The 16,020-nt window shown below is 67.2% G+C and carries 16 protein-coding genes; 14 read left to right on the top strand and 2 right to left on the bottom strand.

The window, feature by feature from the left end:
• The coding region (locus tag ACK5F2_RS17880; RefSeq protein WP_409867168.1) for a laccase domain-containing protein at positions 1 to 346 on the top strand (346 nt) is incomplete at its 5' end.
• Here the strand turns inward: ACK5F2_RS17880 and ACK5F2_RS17885 are convergent.
• Entirely contained in the window at positions 263 to 559 is a 297-nt protein-coding gene (locus ACK5F2_RS17885) for a hypothetical protein (RefSeq protein ID WP_409867169.1), read from the bottom strand. The genes ACK5F2_RS17880 and ACK5F2_RS17885 overlap by 84 nt on opposite strands.
• A 147-nt stretch (positions 560 to 706) precedes the next feature.
• Here ACK5F2_RS17885 and phaC point away from each other — a divergent pair, with 147 nt between their 5' ends.
• The 3 genes from phaC to phbB are packed head-to-tail and all read left to right on the top strand — an operon-like array spanning position 707 to position 4,362.
• A complete protein-coding gene (phaC, locus tag ACK5F2_RS17890) occupies positions 707 to 2,380 on the top strand; it encodes a class I poly(R)-hydroxyalkanoic acid synthase (protein ID WP_409867172.1) in 1,674 nt (557 codons plus the stop codon).
• A 20-nt stretch (positions 2,381 to 2,400) separates the two neighbouring features.
• The gene (locus tag ACK5F2_RS17895; RefSeq protein ID WP_409867175.1) at positions 2,401 to 3,582 is read left to right on the top strand and encodes an acetyl-CoA C-acetyltransferase; all 1,182 of its coding nucleotides are present in this window, start codon (positions 2,401 to 2,403) and stop codon (positions 3,580 to 3,582) included.
• Positions 3,583 to 3,624: 42 nt separating this feature from the next.
• Positions 3,625 to 4,362: an acetoacetyl-CoA reductase gene (phbB, locus tag ACK5F2_RS17900; RefSeq protein ID WP_409867177.1), complete on the top strand. Its 738-nt coding sequence runs from the start codon at positions 3,625 to 3,627 to the stop codon at positions 4,360 to 4,362.
• Between the two features lie 55 nt (positions 4,363 to 4,417).
• On the opposite strand, the gene ACK5F2_RS17905 is transcribed toward phbB, so the two are convergent.
• Complete coding sequence (locus ACK5F2_RS17905; protein WP_409867180.1) at positions 4,418 to 5,224, bottom strand: IclR family transcriptional regulator C-terminal domain-containing protein; 807 nt, start codon at positions 5,222 to 5,224, stop codon at positions 4,418 to 4,420.
• 97 nt (positions 5,225 to 5,321) lie between these two features.
• Here ACK5F2_RS17905 and ACK5F2_RS17910 point away from each other — a divergent pair, with 97 nt between their 5' ends.
• From ACK5F2_RS17910 to ntrC, 10 genes are all read left to right on the top strand, one after another.
• Positions 5,322 to 6,137 (top strand): TIGR00266 family protein, encoded by an 816-nt coding sequence (locus ACK5F2_RS17910; protein ID WP_409867183.1) that lies wholly within the window; start codon positions 5,322 to 5,324, stop codon positions 6,135 to 6,137.
• 198 nt (positions 6,138 to 6,335) lie between these two features.
• Positions 6,336 to 7,307: a YncE family protein gene (locus ACK5F2_RS17915; RefSeq protein ID WP_409867243.1), complete on the top strand. Its 972-nt coding sequence runs from the start codon at positions 6,336 to 6,338 to the stop codon at positions 7,305 to 7,307.
• Positions 7,308 to 7,428: 121 nt separating this feature from the next.
• Positions 7,429 to 8,253, top strand: a complete 825-nt coding sequence (locus ACK5F2_RS17920) for a polysaccharide deacetylase family protein (RefSeq protein WP_409867185.1) — start codon at positions 7,429 to 7,431, stop codon at positions 8,251 to 8,253.
• A gap of 4 nt (positions 8,254 to 8,257) precedes the next feature.
• Positions 8,258 to 9,223 carry a sterol desaturase family protein gene (locus ACK5F2_RS17925; protein ID WP_409867188.1) on the top strand — a complete coding sequence of 322 codons (966 nt, stop codon included), beginning with the start codon at positions 8,258 to 8,260 and terminating at the stop codon, positions 9,221 to 9,223.
• A gap of 49 nt (positions 9,224 to 9,272) precedes the next feature.
• On the top strand, positions 9,273 to 10,172 hold the full coding sequence (locus ACK5F2_RS17930) for an EI24 domain-containing protein (protein ID WP_409867191.1): 900 nt from the start codon (positions 9,273 to 9,275) through the stop codon (positions 10,170 to 10,172).
• Between the two features lie 34 nt (positions 10,173 to 10,206).
• A complete protein-coding gene (locus ACK5F2_RS17935; RefSeq protein WP_409867193.1) occupies positions 10,207 to 11,013 on the top strand; it encodes a competence/damage-inducible protein A in 807 nt (268 codons plus the stop codon).
• Positions 11,014 to 11,259: 246 nt separating this feature from the next.
• Positions 11,260 to 12,675 (top strand): type I glutamate--ammonia ligase, encoded by a 1,416-nt coding sequence (glnA, locus tag ACK5F2_RS17940; protein ID WP_133603052.1) that lies wholly within the window; start codon positions 11,260 to 11,262, stop codon positions 12,673 to 12,675.
• A gap of 114 nt (positions 12,676 to 12,789) precedes the next feature.
• The gene (locus tag ACK5F2_RS17945) at positions 12,790 to 13,299 is read left to right on the top strand and encodes a hypothetical protein (RefSeq protein ID WP_409867196.1); all 510 of its coding nucleotides are present in this window, start codon (positions 12,790 to 12,792) and stop codon (positions 13,297 to 13,299) included.
• 45 nt (positions 13,300 to 13,344) lie between these two features.
• Positions 13,345 to 14,418 (top strand): nitrogen regulation protein NR(II), encoded by a 1,074-nt coding sequence (gene glnL, locus ACK5F2_RS17950; protein WP_409867199.1) that lies wholly within the window; start codon positions 13,345 to 13,347, stop codon positions 14,416 to 14,418.
• 26 nt (positions 14,419 to 14,444) lie between these two features.
• Positions 14,445 to 15,932 (top strand): nitrogen regulation protein NR(I), encoded by a 1,488-nt coding sequence (gene ntrC, locus ACK5F2_RS17955; RefSeq protein ID WP_409867201.1) that lies wholly within the window; start codon positions 14,445 to 14,447, stop codon positions 15,930 to 15,932.
• Positions 15,933 to 16,020 lie beyond the last annotated feature (88 nt).

Below are 16,020 nucleotides of genomic sequence, written 5' to 3' on the forward strand. Positions count from 1 at the left end.
GGCTGCGCTGTGTGAGGCCGCGGGCTGTACGCCCTCTCAGGTTCAGGCCTGGATGGGGGCCTGCATAGGCCCCGAGGCCTTTGAGGTGGGGGCTGAGGTGCTGCAGGCCTGCGGCGGCGACCCCGCTGCCTACCGCCATCAGCCCAATGCGGCGGGCGAGGACCGCTGGCGTGCCGATCTGGCTGCGCTGGCCCGCGAGCGCCTGCAGGCCCTGGGCCTGGGCCAGGTCAGCGGCGGCGGCTGGTGCACCGTGAGCGAGGCCTCACGGTTCTTTTCGTACCGGCGCGAGCGGCTCCTCGGCCGGGAGAGCGGTCGCATGGTCGCGGCCATCCGGCTGCTCGGCTGAGGCTTCGGCCTGCTCGGCCTGGGCCTGTTCGGCGAGGCGCCGCGCCCGACGCCGGGCTGGGGTGCCCAGCAGATACATCACGATGCTCAGGGGCAGCAGGCCGTAGAGCAGCAAGGTGAACAGGGCGCCCAGCAGCGTGCCCTGGCTGCTGACGGCCTCGGCCAGGGCCATCATCACAACCACATAGAGCCAGGCAATCGCAACCAGATACATGGGCGGGTGTCATCAGGAGGTAAGGCAGCGAGATTACAACAAGGGTGAGCGTGGGAGCTGTGGCAAGCTTCTTGCCTGTGTGCAGACGAGATGCCGGCGGCGCGCGGGTGCGCGTCCGGGCCGGACATCCGGTTCCTGAGGAGACACATGAAACGCAAGTCCCCAAGCGCGGCGCCTTCGGCCGCGGAGGAGGCCTCGGCCGTGGCGGCCGACCTGTTCAAGTCCCTGGCCGGTTTGCAGGTCCCGGTGTCGGCCTGGACTCAGCTGCAGGCCAGCTATCTGCAGCAGGCCAGCAGTCTTTGGAATCAGGCCCTGCAGGGGCATCTGGACAAGCCCGCCGATCGGCGCTTTTCCGCCGAGGCCTGGCAGAGCAACCCGGCCAGCAGCTTCATGGCCCAGCTCTATCTGCTCAATGCCCGCACCCTGCAGCAGATGGCCGAGCAGGTGGAGGGCGACGAGAAGACCCGGGCGCGCATCCGCTTCGCGGTGCAGCAGTTCGTGGACGCCGCCGCGCCCAGCAACTATCTGGCGCTCAACCCCGAGGCCCAGCGCCTGGCCCTGGACACCCAGGGCGAGAGCATCGCCCGCGGTCTGCAGCAGCTCTGGGGCGATGTCCAGCGCGGCCATCTCTCGCAGACCGATGAGAGCGCCTTCGAGGTGGGCCGCAATGTGGCCACCAGCGAGGGCGCGGTGGTCTACGAGAACGAGTTCTTCCAGCTGCTGGAATACAAGCCGCTGACGGCGCAGGTGCATGAGCGCCCCTTCCTGCTGGTGCCGCCCTGCATCAACAAGTTCTACATCCTGGATCTGCAGCCCGAGAACTCCCTGATCCGCTACGCGGTGGAGCAGGGCCACCGCACCTTTGTGCTGAGCTGGCGCAACCCCGACGACAGCTGCAAGGCCTGGACCTGGGACGACTATGTGGAGCAGGCCGTGATCCGCGCCATCGAGGTGGTGCAGGAGATCAGCGGCAGCAAGACGATCAACACCCTGGGCTTCTGCGTGGGCGGCACGCTTCTGGCCACGGCCCTGGGCGTGCTGGCGGCGCGCGGCCAGCAGCCCGCTGCCAGCCTGACCCTGCTGACCACCCTGATCGACTTCAGCAGCAATGGCGTGCTGGACCTCTTCGTGGACGAGGCCTCGGTGCGCCTGCGCGAGATGAGCATAGGTCCCGATGCGCCTCAGGGCCCGGGCCTGCTGCATGGCAAGGAGCTGGCCGCCACCTTCAGCTTCCTGCGGCCCAATGACCTGGTCTGGAACTATGTGGTGGGCAACTACCTCAAGGGCGAGGCCCCGCCGGCCTTCGACCTGCTGTACTGGAACGGCGACTCCACCAATCTGCCCGGCCCCATGTACTGCTGGTATCTGCGCCATACCTATCTGCAGAACGAGCTGAAGCAGCCGGGCGCGCTGACCGTCTGCGGCGAGTCCCTGGACCTCGGCAAGATCAAGGCCCCGGTCTATATCTACGGCTCGCGCGAGGACCATATCGTGCCCTGGGACAGCGCCTACCGCTCCACCCAGATCTTCACGGGCAAGAAGCGCTTTGTGCTGGGGGCATCCGGCCATATCGCGGGCGTGATCAATCCGCCGGCCAAGGGCAAGCGCAGCCACTGGATTGGCAAGACCGCCGCGCTGCCCGAGCAGGCCCAGCAATGGCTGGACAGCGCGGTGGAGCATCCGGGCAGCTGGTGGACGGACTGGGCGGCCTGGCTGTCCGGCCACGCTGGCGCCATGAAGCCGGCCCCGCGCAGCCTGGGCGGGCGTGGCCACAAGGCCATCGAGCCGGCGCCCGGCCGCTACGTCAAGACCAAAGCCTGAACAGGAGAGAGCGTTCCATCATGAGTACCGATATCGTCATCGTCGCCGCGGCCCGCACCGCCATCGGCAAGTTCGGCGGCAGCCTGGCCAAGACCCCGGCCAGCGAGCTGGGCGCCACCGTGGTTCAGGAATTGCTCAAGCGTGCACGCCTTGAGGGCGGCCAGGTCGGCGAGGTGATCCTGGGCCAGGTCTTGCAGGCCGGCTGTGGGCAGAACCCCGCGCGCCAGACCGTGATCAAGGCCGGTCTGCCGCATGCCGTGCCGGCCATGACCATCAACAAGGTCTGCGGCTCCGGCCTCAAGGCTGTGATGCTGGCGACCCAGGCCATCCGCGACGGCGACAGCGAGATCGTCATCGCCGGGGGCCAGGAGAACATGAGCCTCTCGCCCCATGTGCTGCCGGGCTCGCGTGACGGCCAGCGCATGGGTGACTGGAAGCTGGTCGACACCATGATCGTGGACGGCCTCTGGGATGTGTACAACCAGTACCACATGGGCATCACGGCCGAGAACGTGGCCAAGCAGCACGGCATCAGCCGCGAGGCCCAGGACGCCCTGGCCCTGGCCTCGCAGCTCAAGGCCGCTGCGGCCCAGGACGCCGGTCGCTTCCAGGACGAGATCGTGCCGGTGAGCATTCCGCAGAAGAAGGGTGACCCGGTGGTCTTTGCGGCCGACGAGTACATCAACCGCAAGACCAATGCCGAGGCCCTGGCCGGCCTGCGCCCCGCCTTCGACAAGACCGGCAGCGTGACCGCCGGCAATGCCTCGGGCCTGAACGATGGTGCCGCCGGTCTGGTGTTGATGAGTGCGGCCAAGGCCGCCAGCCTGGGCCTGACGCCGCTGGCGCGCATCGCCTCCTATGCCAGCGCGGGCCTGGACCCGGCCTTCATGGGCATGGGCCCGGTACCGGCCGCGCGCAAGGCGCTGCAGCGCGCCGGCTGGAAGCCCCAGGACCTGGACCTGCTGGAGATCAACGAGGCCTTCGCGGCCCAGGCCTGTGCGGTGCACCAGGAGATGGGCTGGGACCTGAGCAAGGTCAATGTCAACGGCGGCGCCATCGCCCTGGGCCACCCCATCGGGGCCTCGGGCGCGCGCATCCTGGTGACCCTGGTGCATGAGATGCAAAAACGTGATGCCAAGAAGGGCATCGCCTCCCTGTGCATAGGCGGCGGCATGGGCGTGGCCCTGTGCGTGGAACGATGAACCGACAACAAACCCAGACTGAGATCAGCAAGGAGACCTGAGATGAGCCAGAAGATTGCTTACGTGACCGGTGGCATGGGTGGCATTGGTACCGCCATCTGCCAGCAACTGCACAAGGATGGCTTCAAGGTCATCGCCGGCTGCGGCCCCAGCCGTGACCATGCCAAGTGGATCGCCGAGCAGGCCGAACTGGGCTACACCTTCTACGCCTCGGTGGGCAATGTGGCCGAGTGGGAGTCCACCGTCCAGGCCTTCGAGAAGTCGATTGCCGAGCATGGCCAGATCGATGTGCTGGTCAATAACGCCGGCATCACCAAGGACCGCATGTTCCTCAAGATGAGCCGCGAGGATTGGGACGCGGTGATCAGCACCAACCTCACCAGCATGTTCAATGTCACCAAGCAGGTGGTGCCGGGCATGGTGGACAAGGGTTGGGGCCGCATCATCAACATCTCCTCGGTCAATGGCGAGAAGGGCCAGGCCGGCCAGACCAATTACTCGGCCGCCAAGGCCGGCATGCACGGCTTCACCATGGCCCTGGCCCAGGAACTGGCCAGCAAGGGCGTGACGGTGAACACCGTGAGCCCCGGCTATATCGGCACCGATATGGTCAAGGCCGTGCGCCCCGATGTGCTGGAGAAGATCGTGGCCCAGATCCCGGTCAAGCGCCTGGGCGAGCCCTCGGAGATCGCCTCCATCGTGGGCTGGCTGGCCAGCGACACCTCGGGCTTCACTACCGGTGCCGACTTCTCCTGCAACGGCGGTTTGCATATGGGGTGAGAGTTGCTCCCTCACAAGCCAAGAGCAAGACGGCCTTCGGGCCGTCTTTTTCATCTCAAGGGGCGCGAATCTGCAGCAGCCTTGAAATGCTCTGCGCCGCTTCCAGCAGCCGGGGCAGGTGCTGGGCCAGCAGGGTCTCGGGCGGGTTGCGGTTGACCTGGGTGCTGACATTCAGGGCCGCGATGGTGCGGCCACTGCGGTCCGTGATGGGGGCTGCCAGCGAAACCAGGCCGTCCTCCAGCTCCTGATTCAGCAGGCACCAGCCCTGCTCGCGCACCGCGGCGATGCGCAGGCGCAGCTCGTCCAGGCTGTTGGCGGTGCGTGCCGTGTGCTGCTGCAGCTGCACGCCTTGCAGATGGCGCTCCAGCGCCTGGGCATCCAGATCGGCCAGCAGCACCCGGCCCATGGAGGTGCACCAGGCGGGCAGGCGACTGCCCACGCCCAGATTGATGCTCATGATCTTGCGCGCGGGCACGCGCAGGACATAGACGATGTCCTGCCCCTCCAGCACGGCCGCGGAGCAGCTCTCCTTGAGGTCGGCGACCAGGGTCTGCATCACCGGCTCGGCGAACTGCCACAGGGGCTGGGAGGAGAGGTAGGCAAAGCCCAGGTCCAGGATCTTGGGCGTCAGTGCGAACTGCCGCCCGTCGCTGCGCACATAGCCCAGGGTCTCCAGGGTCAGCAGGATGCGGCGCGCCCCGGCGCGGGTCAGGCCGCAGCGGCGCGCCACCTCGGTCAGGGTCTGGCGCGGCGCCTCGGCGCTGAAGGTGCGTATGACCGCCAGGCCACGCGCAAAGGACTGCACATAGCTGTCTCCCGGCTTGAGCGCGGGCAAGTCTGAGGTGGAACTGGCGTCATTCATGGGCGGCCAGTATAGGCAGGCCGGATTTCTGTACCATCGCGCCCGTTTGCCACATGGGTGGCTGCTTGTTGGCCAGTAGTGCCGGGAGATTGACGCAATGGCGATGGATGTTGTGGATTACGAGATCAAGGGCAGCGAGATGCAGTTCGTCGAGGTCGAACTGGATCCCGGTGAAGCGGCCATCGGTGAAGCCGGCAGCATGATGTTCATGGATGCCGGGATCAGCATGGACACCGTGTTCGGCGACGGAGCCGCCCAGCAAGGGGGCTTCTTTGGCAAGCTGCTGGGCGCGGGCAAGCGCCTGATCACGGGTGAGTCGCTGTTCACCACCATCTACACCAACCAGGCCTCCGGCAAGCAGCGCGTGGCCTTTGCCGCGCCCTATGCCGGCAAGATCCTGCCCATGGACCTGCGCCAGCTGGGCGGCACCCTGATCTGCCAGAAGGATGCCTTCCTGTGCGCCGCGCGTGGCGTGTCCCTGGGCATCGCCATCCAGCAAAAGCTCAGCACCGGCTTCTTCGGCGGCGAGGGCTTCATCATGCAGAAGCTCGATGGCGACGGCCTGGCCTTCGTGCATGCCGGCGGTACCGTGGTGCGCCGCACCCTGCAGCCGGGCCAGACCCTGCTGGTGGACACCGGCTGCGTGGTGGCCTACACGCCCAGCGTGGACTTCGAGATCCAGTACGTGGGCAAGATCAAGACCGCGCTCTTCGGCGGCGAAGGTCTGTTCCTGGCCAAGCTGAGCGGCCCGGGCGAGGTCTGGTTGCAAAGCCTGCCCTTCTCGCGTCTGGCCTCGCGTATCTTTGCCGCAGCACCGCAGACGGGCGGTGGCAGTCGCGAGCAGGGCGGGCTGCTGGGCGGCTTGGCGGCGGGCGGCATCCTGGGCGGCGTGCTCAGCGGCGACGACGACTGAGCCTTGCCACCGCGGCCTTGATCCGGCTTGACCCGGCTTAAGAATTGGCCGGGCTCATGCCGCCTACACTCTGGGGCAGTGCTTGCACTGCCCCTTTTTTCTTGCTGGCCCGCCGCTCAGATCGCCCGGGCAGGGGCGTGCCCGATATCGAGGAACGAGAGTTTGCTGACCCTTTGCACCCCACGCTGGCCGCGCGCCCTGGCCCGTTTGACCCTGGCCGCGTTCCTGGGCCTGAGCGGCTCGGTCTGGGCCAACAAGCCCATCTTTGTGCTGAACTCCCTGGATGCCGACATCAGCGTGATCGATCCGGTGAGCTTTACCCAGCTCAAGCGCATTCCGACCGGCAAGGAGCCGCACCATCTGTACATGACGCCGGATGAGAAGTCGCTGATCGTGGCCAATGCCCTGGGGGATTCGCTCACCTTCATCGACCCCCGCACGGCCGAGGTGCAGCGCGTGCTGCAGGGCATCATCGATCCCTACCATCTGCGCTTCTCGCCGGACATGAAGTGGTTCATCACGGCCGCCAACCGCCTGGACCATGTGGACTTCTACCGCTGGGTGCCCGGTGACGCCGCCAAGCCTTTGCAGCTGGTCAAGCGCGTGCCCGCGCCCAAGACGCCCAGCCACCTCTTCATCGATAGCAAGAGCACCCTGCTCTATGTCTCGCTGCAGGACAGCGACGAGGTCGCCGCCTTCGGCCTGAGCGACCAGCAGCTGCGCTGGAAGATCAAGGTGGGCAAGATGCCGGCCGACATCTACCTGAGCCCGGACGACAAGCACCTGCTGGTGGCCCTGACCGGCGACTCGGTGGTCGAGGTCTATGACGTGCAGGGCGCCCAGCCGCGCCTGCTCAAGCGCCTACCCACGGGCAAGGGAGCGCACTCCTTCCGCGCCCTGGGCGACAAGCGCCATGTCTTCGTGAGCAATCGCGCGGCCAACACCATCAGCAAGATCCAGCTCTCCGACTTCACGGTGGTGGCCGAGCTGCCCGGCCCCGGCGGCCCGGACGATATGGATGTGCTCGCCGACGGCAAGACCCTGCTCGTGACCTCACGCTGGGCCGGCAAGCTGACCATGATCGATATCGAGAAGCGCCAGGTGCTGCGCAAGGTCAAGGTCGGCAAGTCGCCCCACGGCGTCTGGACCCTTGACCACGCGCCGAGATGAGCTCCCCCCCTACCGGCTTCGCCGGCCCCCTCGATGGGGCACACCCGAGGGCCCGGCAAAGCCGGATCCCCGGGTGTCGCTCGGGTCTGCCGCCAGCTCGCGTCGACGCGTCGGTCTCGCCATGAGTCTGCGCCGTTGGAGTGTTGCCGCGCTGGCGGCCGTGCATCTGGGGGCCTCGGCCTGCCAGGCCGGCGAAAAGCCGGTCTTCCTCACCTTTGATACCGGCCATATGGGCGTGGCGCCCCTGGTGGCCGAGCTGATCAGAAAGCACCAGCTGCGCCTGAGCTTCTTCTTGGCCGATGAGCCCACGCTCAATGGTGGCAGCAGCCTGGATGAGCAGTGGGCGCCCTGGTGGCGCGAGCGTGCCGCCGAGGGCCATGACTTCGGCTCCCACACCTGGGCGCACGATATCTGGGAGGCTGACCTGCCGCCCGGCCCCGGCGGCGAGCCGCGCTTTCGCTTTCGCACCCAAGCCGGCGAGCAGGCGCCGCGCTGGCGCGAGCTCAGCGCCAGCGAGTACTGCGAGGAATTGCGCAAGCCGGCCCGGCGCCTGAAGCGCATGACCGGGCGGGAGATGGCCCCCATCTTCCGTGCGCCCGCCGGCAAGGCCTCCAAAGCCTTGCTGGATGCGGCGCGGGCCTGTGGCTTCGAGCATGTGGGCTGGAGTGCCGCAGGCTTTCTGGGCGACGAGCTGGACAGCCGTCGCTACCCGAATGCGCAGCTTCTGCAGAAGGCGCTGCGGGATGTGCGTCCCGGCGATATCCTGCTGGCGCATCTGGGCATCTGGTCGCGCCAGGAGGCCTGGGCGCCGGCCGTGCTGGAGCCCCTGATCGATGGCCTGAAGGCGCGCGGCATGTGCTTTGCGCCGCTGCGCGAACACCCGCGCTATGCCCGTTTGATGAAACCGATGACGCTGCCGGAGAGCGGCAAGCCCAGCTTGCCCTGAGCCTATGGATGCCTTGATCGAGAGCTTTGATGCGGCCCATCAGTGGCTGTTCGAGCAGTTGCTGCAGCCCCTGATGTTTGCCCTGGGCCTGGGCAATCTGCTGGCCGATGGCTACGCGGCCACGGGCTGGCTGCTGGTCGGCATCATCCAGATCGTGGTCATGCTCACCGCCTTCCGCGCCCTGGAGCGGTGGCGGCCGGTGGAGCCGGTCAGCGACCCGGCCGCGGTGCGGGTGGATGTGATCTACACCCTGATCCACCGCCTGGGCCTGGTGCGGGTGGCCATGTTCTTCGCCGTCGAGCCGCTGTGGGACCTGATCTCGGGCCAGATGCGCCTGGCCGGCGTGCCCAGCTTCCAGCTGGATGCCATCTGGCCGGGCGTGAGCGACATCCCCTGGGTGAGCTTTCTGCTCTACCTCGTGTTGTTTGACTTCGTGAACTACTGGCTGCACCGGGCGCAGCACCAGTTCCACTGGTGGTGGCAGCTGCATGCCCTGCACCACAGCCAGCGCCAGATGACGCTGTGGAGCGATAACCGCAACCATCTGCTGGACGATGTGCTGATCGATGCGGTCTTTGTGCTGCTGGCCCGTTTCGTGGGCGTGGAGCCGGGGCAGTTCGTGGCCCTGGTGGCGCTGTCCCAGCTGCTGGAAAGCCTGTCGCACGCGAATGTGCGGCTCTGGTTCGGCCCGGTGCTGGAGCGCGTGCTCGTCAGCCCGCGCTTTCATCGCCGGCATCACGCCATCGGCATCGGTCATGAGTCCGAGGGTGGCCGGGGCACCCTGGGGGGCTGCAATTTCGCCGTGCTCTTCCCCATCTGGGACCAGCTCTTCGGAACGGCCGACTGGCAGCTGCGCTTTGACCCTACCGGCATCCGGGACCAGTTGCCGGAAGAGGGCGCACGCGACTACGGCCGCGGTTTCTGGTCTCAGCAATGGCTGGGTTTGCGCCGCCTGCTGATGCGACGCTGACGGGTATGCTTGCGGCCTGAATCCGCATTGCAAGAACAAGGATCCCGCAATGGTGAATACCATGGGCCGCTTGGCCGACGCCTGCTGGCGCGCCGCCGCCTACTGCCTGCATCCCCGCGTCATCGGCCTGTCTCTGCTGCCTCTGCTGCTGGCGGCGGGTCTGAGCGTGGCCCTGGCCTATTTCTTCTGGGAGCCGGCGGTCGATGCCGTGCGTAGCACCCTGGAGTCCTGGGCCCTGGTGGAGAGCCTGCTGCGCTGGCTGGCCAGCATGGGCGCGGAGGGCTTTCGCAGCGTGATGGCGCCGCTGCTGGTCATCGTCATGGCCCTGCCCCTGGTCATGGTGCTCAGCCTGGTGTTGGTGGCCCTCCTGATGACGCCGTCCATCGTGGCCCTGGTGGCCGAGCGCCGCTTTCCCGGGCTGGAGCGCAAGATCGGTGCGCGCTGGTGGCAGGGGCTGGCCTGGTCCCTGCTGTGCTCGGCCGGGGCCCTGGGCGCCCTGTTCCTGAGCATGCCCTTCTGGCTGGTGCCGCCCCTGGTGCTGGTGCTGCCGCCCCTGATCTGGGGCTGGCTGTCCTACCGGGTCTTTACCTTTGATGTGCTGGCCGACCATGCCTCGCCCGAGGAGCGCCGCCAGCTGATGAAGGCGCATCGCCTGCCGCTGCTGAGCATGGGCGTGATCACCGGCTATCTGGGCGCCGCGCCGGCCATGATCTGGGCCTTTGGCGTGCTGACCGTGGTTTTCGCGCCGGTGCTGGTGGTGGCCACGGTCTGGCTCTATACCCTGGTCTTTGCCTTCTCCACCCTGTGGTTTGCGCATTACGCCCTGGCGGCCCTGGCGGCCCAGCGGGCCGCGGCCGCCGCACAGCCCGGCCCCGTGGTGGACGTCGTGCCTGCCCAGCCGGTGCTGCAAGCCGAGCCGCCGGCCGCCGCTCCGCCGCTGCTGCCCTGAGCCCTCTTCAACATCTGCTGCCCCGAGCGTTCGCATGCAAATCGGTTTGATCATCGTCGGCGACGAAATCCTGTCCGGCAAGCGCCAGGACAAGCACCTGGCCACCTTCATCGGCCTGCTGGCCGCGCGCGGCCTGAGCCTCGCCTGGGCCGAGTATGTGGGGGACGACCGCGAGCGCCTCACCGCCACCCTGCGCCGCGCTTTTGCCAGCGGCGATCTGGTGCTGAGCTGCGGCGGCATAGGCGCCACGCCCGACGACCACACCCGCCAGGCCGCGGCCGCGGCCCTGGATCGCGAGCTGCTGATCCACCCCGGCGCCCGCGAGCTGATCTGGGGGCGCATCCAGGAGATGGCCGCCGAGCAGGGGCAGGTGGCCGACGCCGAGCACCCGGACAGCCTGCGCCGCTTCGAGATGGGGCGCTTTCCCGCTGGGGCCGAGCTCATCCCCAACCCCTACAACCGCATCCCCGGTTTCTATGTCGGCACGGTTTACTTCGTGCCGGGCTTCCCGGTCATGGCCCACCCCATGATGGAGTGGGTGCTGGACCAGCGTCATGCCGATCTGCACCAGTCCGTCGGCATGCGCGAGCGCTCCCTGATCGTCAGCGGCGCCATGGAGGCCAGCCTGACGCCGCTGATGGAGCGCATCGAGTCCGAGCACCCAGGCATCAAGGTTTTCAGCCTGCCCAGCGTGGACCATCCGCAGTGGGGGCGGCATATCGAGCTGGGCGTCAAGGCCGGGCCGGCGCTGGGGGATGAAGCGCTGCACGAGGCCTATGGCGCCCTGAAGCAAGGCTTGATCCATTTCGGTGCATTGATAAGAACCGAATTGGTGCGTTAGGATGCACCGCGATGGTGCTGTTGCCGTCCCGGGCTGTGTCCCGGCTTGTCATGTGGCGGCTGGAGCTGGGGGCGCTGAGCCCCAAACATGCAGGCTGACGAGGATGCACCGGACTGGCGCCTGTTGGCAGTCCTTGATGTCCAAGTTGGCACGCAAACTGCTTTCTCTTGGGCGGACGCCAAGAGGCGCTCGCCGAATTCTTTTCGACGTATTCACACCCCGTCCCAATCCGCTTAGGAGTTTTTGATGGCCAAGACCGTCGCTGATGTGATGCAGATGGTGAAGGACAACGAAGTCAAGTTCGTTGACTTCCGCTTCACCGATACCCGTGGCAAGGAACAGCACGTGTCCGTGCCCGTGTCGCACTTCGATGAAGACAAGTTCTCGTCGGGCCATGCCTTCGACGGTTCCTCCATCGCAGGCTGGAAGGGCATTGAAGCCTCCGACATGCTGCTGATGCCGGACCCCAGCACGGCCAATATCGACCCCTTCTTCGAAGAGCCGACCCTGATCCTGACCTGCGACGTCATCGATCCGGCCGACGGCAAGGCCTATGAGCGCGATCCGCGCTCCCTGGCCAAGCGCGCCGAGGCCTATCTGAAGTCCTCGGGCCTGGGCGACGCCGCCTTCTTCGGTCCCGAGCCCGAGTTCTTCATCTTTGACTCGGTGCGTTGGGCCAACGATATGTCGGGCTCCTTCTTCAAGATCGAGTCCGAGGAAGCCGCCTGGAACACCGGCAAGGAATACGAGCACGGCAATTCCGGCTACCGCCCCACCGTCAAGGGCGGCTACTTCCCGGTGCCCCCGGTCGACTCCGGCCAGGACATGCGTTCGGAAATGTGCCTGGTGCTGGAACAGCTGGGTATCCCGGTTGAAGTGCATCACCACGAAGTGGCCAATGCCGGCCAGATGGAAATCGGCACCAAGTTCAGCTCCCTGGTGCAGCGCGCCGACTGGACCCAGTTGCAGAAGTACGTGATCCAGAACGTGGCCCATGCCTACGGCAAGACCGCCACCTTCATGCCCAAGCCCATCGTGGGCGACAACGGCTCCGGCATGCACGTGCACCAGTCCGTGTGGAAGGACGGCAAGAACCTGTTCGCCGGTGACGGCTATGCCGGTCTCTCCGACTTCGCCCTGTACTACATCGGCGGCATCATCAAGCACGCCCGTGCCCTGAACGCCATCACCAACCCCGGCACCAACAGCTACAAGCGCCTGGTCCCCGGCTTCGAAGCCCCGGTCAAGCTGGCCTACTCGGCCAAGAACCGCTCGGCCTCGATCCGCATCCCCTACGTGGCCAACCCCAAGGGTCGCCGCGTCGAGGCCCGCTTCCCGGATCCTTCCGCCAACCCCTACCTGTGCTTCGCAGCCCTGCTGATGGCCGGTCTGGACGGCGTGGAGAACAAGATCCACCCGGGCGAGGCCGCCACCAAGGACCTGTACCACCTGCCGCCTGAGGAAGACGCGAAGATCCCGACCGTCTGCCACAGCCTGGACCAGGCCCTGGAGTACCTGGACAAGGACCGTGCCTTCCTGACCAAGGGTGGCGTCTTCACCGACAGCTTCATCGATGCCTACATCGAGCTGAAGATGCAGGAAGTGACCCGCTTCCGCATGGCCACCCACCCGGTGGAATTCGACATGTACTACGCGCTGTGATGCACAAGGGCAGCAAGCGTGCCAGCCACGCCATGCTGCCCTGGCCAGCGTGCGGGGGACGGCTTGGGCCGTCCCTTCTTTTTTCTGCCCCGCGGCTTGGGCCACAATCGCGCCATGCCTTATCGCCACACCTGCCTGCTGCTGTCTCTCCTGAGCTGTGCCCTGGGGGTACAGGCACAGGTCTACCGCTGCCCGGGGCCCCCGGTGCTCTACACCGACGCGCTGAGTCCCAAGGAGGCGCAGGAAAAGGGCTGTCGCTCCATCGAGGGCACGCCCATCACCGTGCTGCAGTCGCCCAAGCCGCGAGCGGCAGCGCCCGCGCCAGCGCCGGGCGCAGCGGCTCCTACCGCCAGCCGGGGTGGCAATGAAGGGCGTGTGGATCCCACGCAGCAGAAGGGGCGTGACGACGAGCGTCGCCGCGTGCTCGAGAACGAGCTGCGCGAGGCCGAGGCTCGCCTGGGCGAGCTGCAGCGCGAGTACCAGGGCGGGCAACCCGATCGCCGTGGTGATGAGCGCAACAACTATCAGAAGTACCTGGACCGTGTGGCCGAGCTCAAGGCCGGCATCACCCGCCAGGAAGCCGATATCCAGGCCCTCAAGCGCGAGATCTCCAAGCTGCCCTGAGCCTCTGGCTCGGGTGGCGGCGGTCCGTGACGGGGCCGTACGAGCATGAACGAGCATCCTCCCTCAGGCTACGAGGCCTTTGACCTGCTGGCCACCATGGTGGCCGTGGTGCGGCCCGACGGCGAATGCCTGTTCGCCAATGCGGCGTTTGAGTCTGTGATGCGGCTCTCGCGCCGCGCGGTTCAGGGCCTCAATCTCTTCGACTGGTTGGCCGATGCGGCCCGCCTGCGCGAGACCGCGGCCGCCGTGGCCGGCAACGCCTACTCCAGCGGCCGCTTCGACGCCCAGCTGCGCTGCGGCGCGCGACCGCATGAGGATCTGCTGCCGGTGCAGGTCATCGTCAGCCAGACCGACAGCCCCGAGCGCGTGTTGGTGGAGCTGATCGAGAACGCCCAGCAGGCGCGGCAGGACCGCGAGGAGCGCACCCTGGATCAGGTGCAGGCCACCAAGGAGCTGATCCGCAATCTGGCCCACGAGATCAAGAATCCGCTGGGTGGCATCAGGGGCGCGGCCCAGCTGCTGGCCCTGGAGCTCAACGAGCCCGAGCTGGCCGAATACACCGAGGTCATCGTGCATGAGGCCGACCGCCTGCAGTCCCTGGTGGACCGCCTGCTGGCCCCGCACCGTCGTGCCCAGGTGGTGGGCGATGTGAACATCCATGAGGTCTGTGAGCGCGTGCGCTCCCTCATCCTGGTCGAGTACCCGCGTGGCCTGCAGGTGCTGCGCGACTACGACATCTCCCTGCCCGATTTCCGCGGTGACCGCGAGCAGCTGATCCAGGCCGTGCTCAATATCGTGCAGAACGCGGCCCAGGCCCTGCAGGCCCAGATCGCCGAGGGCTCGGCCGTCATTACCCTGCAGACGCGCGTGGCCCGCCAGGTGACCATTGGCAAGCAGCGCTGGCGCTTGGCATTGGAATTGCATATCCAGGACAACGGTCCCGGTGTGCCGGCCGAGATCCGCGATCGCATCTTCTATCCCCTGGTCTCCGGCCGGGATGGCGGGACCGGTCTGGGTCTGACTCTGGCGCAAACCATCGCTCAGCAGCATCAGGGCATGATTGACTGTGACAGCGAACCGGGCCGGACCGATTTTCGAATCACCCTGCCTTTGCCCTGAACGCGGTGGGCGAAGGGGAGCACTGCATGAAATCCATCTGGATTTGCGACGACGATCACTCCATCCGATTTGTTCTGGAGAAAGCCCTGAGCCGCGAGGGCCTGCCGGTGCGCAGCTTTAGCAACGGCCGCGACCTGCTGGCCGCGCTGGAGGAGGGCGACAGCCCCCAGGTTCTGGTGTCCGACATCCGCATGCCCGGCGGCTCGGGCCTGGACCTGCTGGCCAAGGTCAAGGAGAAGATGCCCGGTCTGCCGGTCATCATCATGACCGCCTACTCCGATCTGGACAGCGCCGTCTCGGCCTTCCAGGGCGGCGCCTTCGAGTACCTGCCCAAGCCCTTTGACCTCAGCCGCGCGGTGGAGCTGATCCGCCGCGCCCAGGAGGAGAGCCAGCGCGAGGCGGTGGCCGAGGAGGCCGCGGCCCAGGTGCCCGAGATGCTGGGCCAGGCCCCGGCCATGCAGGATGTGTTCCGCGCCATCGGCCGCCTGAGCCAGAGCCATGTCACGGTGCTGATCACCGGCGAGTCCGGCTCGGGCAAGGAGCTGGTGGCGCGCGCCCTGCACAAGCACAGCCCGCGCGCCGACGGGCCTTTTGTCGCCATCAACACCGCGGCCATCCCCAAAGACCTGCTGGAGAGCGAGCTCTTCGGCCATGAGCGTGGCGCCTTCACCGGTGCCCAGGCCACGCGCCGTGGCCGCTTCGAGCAGGCCGATGGCGGCACGCTCTTCCTGGACGAGATCGGCGACATGCCGCTGGACCTTCAGACCCGCTTGCTGCGCGTGCTGTCCGACGGCCAGTTCTACCGTGTGGGCGGCCACAGCCCGCTCAAGAGCAATGTGCGCGTGATCGCCGCCACCCACCAGAACCTGGAGGAGCGTGTGCGCCAGGGCGGCTTCCGCGAGGATCTGTTCCACCGCCTCAACGTCATCCGCCTGCGCCTGCCGGCCCTGCGCGAGCGCCGTGAGGACATCCCGGTGCTGGCGCGCTACTTCCTGCAGCGCAGCGCCACCGAGCTGGGCGTGGAGCCCAAGCGCCTGTCCGAGGCGGCGCTGAGCAAGCTGGTGGCCTTTGACTTCCCGGGCAATGTGCGCCAGCTGGAGAACGTCTGCCACTGGCTCAGCGTGATGGCGCCCAGCCAGGTCGTGGAGGCCAAGGATCTGCCCCAGGAATTGCTGCAGCCGCCCAGCCCGGCGCTGGCGGCCGCCGCCGCAGCGGTGCAGCAGCTGCCACCCAGCCCGGCGGGTCTGGCCGCTGCGGCCGAGGTGGCGCCCGCGAGCCTGGCGGTGGCGGGCGGCCCCGATGCCTGGGTGGCCGAGATGGCGCGTGAGGCCAGGCGCCTCTTGGCCAGCGGTGAGCCCGAGGTCTGGGAGCTGCTGACCCGTCGCTTCGAGGCCAGCCTCATCCTGACCGCCCTGGACCTGACCCGAGGTCGCCGCATCGAAGCGGCGCAGAAGCTGGGCATAGGGCGCAACACCATCACCCGGAAAATTCAGGAACTGGGCCTGGACGCCTGAGAAAACCCTGCGCTTCTTGACCGCTGGTCCGGCCGTGGCGGGCCGTCCGGGTGTATAAGCCCGGACGTTTCAGCATCGACAAGCAGGA

Origin of the sequence: Roseateles sp., assembly GCF_046300915.1 — a bacterium.
GTDB lineage: Bacteria > Pseudomonadota > Gammaproteobacteria > Burkholderiales > Burkholderiaceae_C > Kinneretia.

Bases quoted from the DNA above. Each gene is read 5' to 3' on its own strand.
- glnL (WP_409867199.1), top strand. From the start codon at position 13,345: ATGAACGAGCATCCTCCCTCAGGCTACGAGGCCTTTGACCTGCTGGCC.
- glnA (WP_133603052.1), top strand. From the start codon at position 11,260: ATGGCCAAGACCGTCGCTGATGTGATGCAGATGGTGAAGGACAACGAA.
- ACK5F2_RS17920 (WP_409867185.1), top strand. From the start codon at position 7,429: ATGAGTCTGCGCCGTTGGAGTGTTGCCGCGCTGGCGGCCGTGCATCTG.
- ACK5F2_RS17885 (WP_409867169.1), bottom strand. From the start codon at position 559: ATGTATCTGGTTGCGATTGCCTGGCTCTATGTGGTTGTGATGATGGCC.
- ACK5F2_RS17895 (WP_409867175.1), top strand. From the start codon at position 2,401: ATGAGTACCGATATCGTCATCGTCGCCGCGGCCCGCACCGCCATCGGC.
- ACK5F2_RS17945 (WP_409867196.1), top strand. From the start codon at position 12,790: ATGCCTTATCGCCACACCTGCCTGCTGCTGTCTCTCCTGAGCTGTGCC.
- ACK5F2_RS17910 (WP_409867183.1), top strand. From the start codon at position 5,322: ATGGCGATGGATGTTGTGGATTACGAGATCAAGGGCAGCGAGATGCAG.
- ACK5F2_RS17930 (WP_409867191.1), top strand. From the start codon at position 9,273: ATGGTGAATACCATGGGCCGCTTGGCCGACGCCTGCTGGCGCGCCGCC.
- ntrC (WP_409867201.1), top strand. From the start codon at position 14,445: ATGAAATCCATCTGGATTTGCGACGACGATCACTCCATCCGATTTGTT.
- phaC (WP_409867172.1), top strand. From the start codon at position 707: ATGAAACGCAAGTCCCCAAGCGCGGCGCCTTCGGCCGCGGAGGAGGCC.
- ACK5F2_RS17925 (WP_409867188.1), top strand. From the start codon at position 8,258: ATGGATGCCTTGATCGAGAGCTTTGATGCGGCCCATCAGTGGCTGTTC.
- ACK5F2_RS17905 (WP_409867180.1), bottom strand. From the start codon at position 5,224: ATGAATGACGCCAGTTCCACCTCAGACTTGCCCGCGCTCAAGCCGGGA.
- ACK5F2_RS17935 (WP_409867193.1), top strand. From the start codon at position 10,207: ATGCAAATCGGTTTGATCATCGTCGGCGACGAAATCCTGTCCGGCAAG.
- phbB (WP_409867177.1), top strand. From the start codon at position 3,625: ATGAGCCAGAAGATTGCTTACGTGACCGGTGGCATGGGTGGCATTGGT.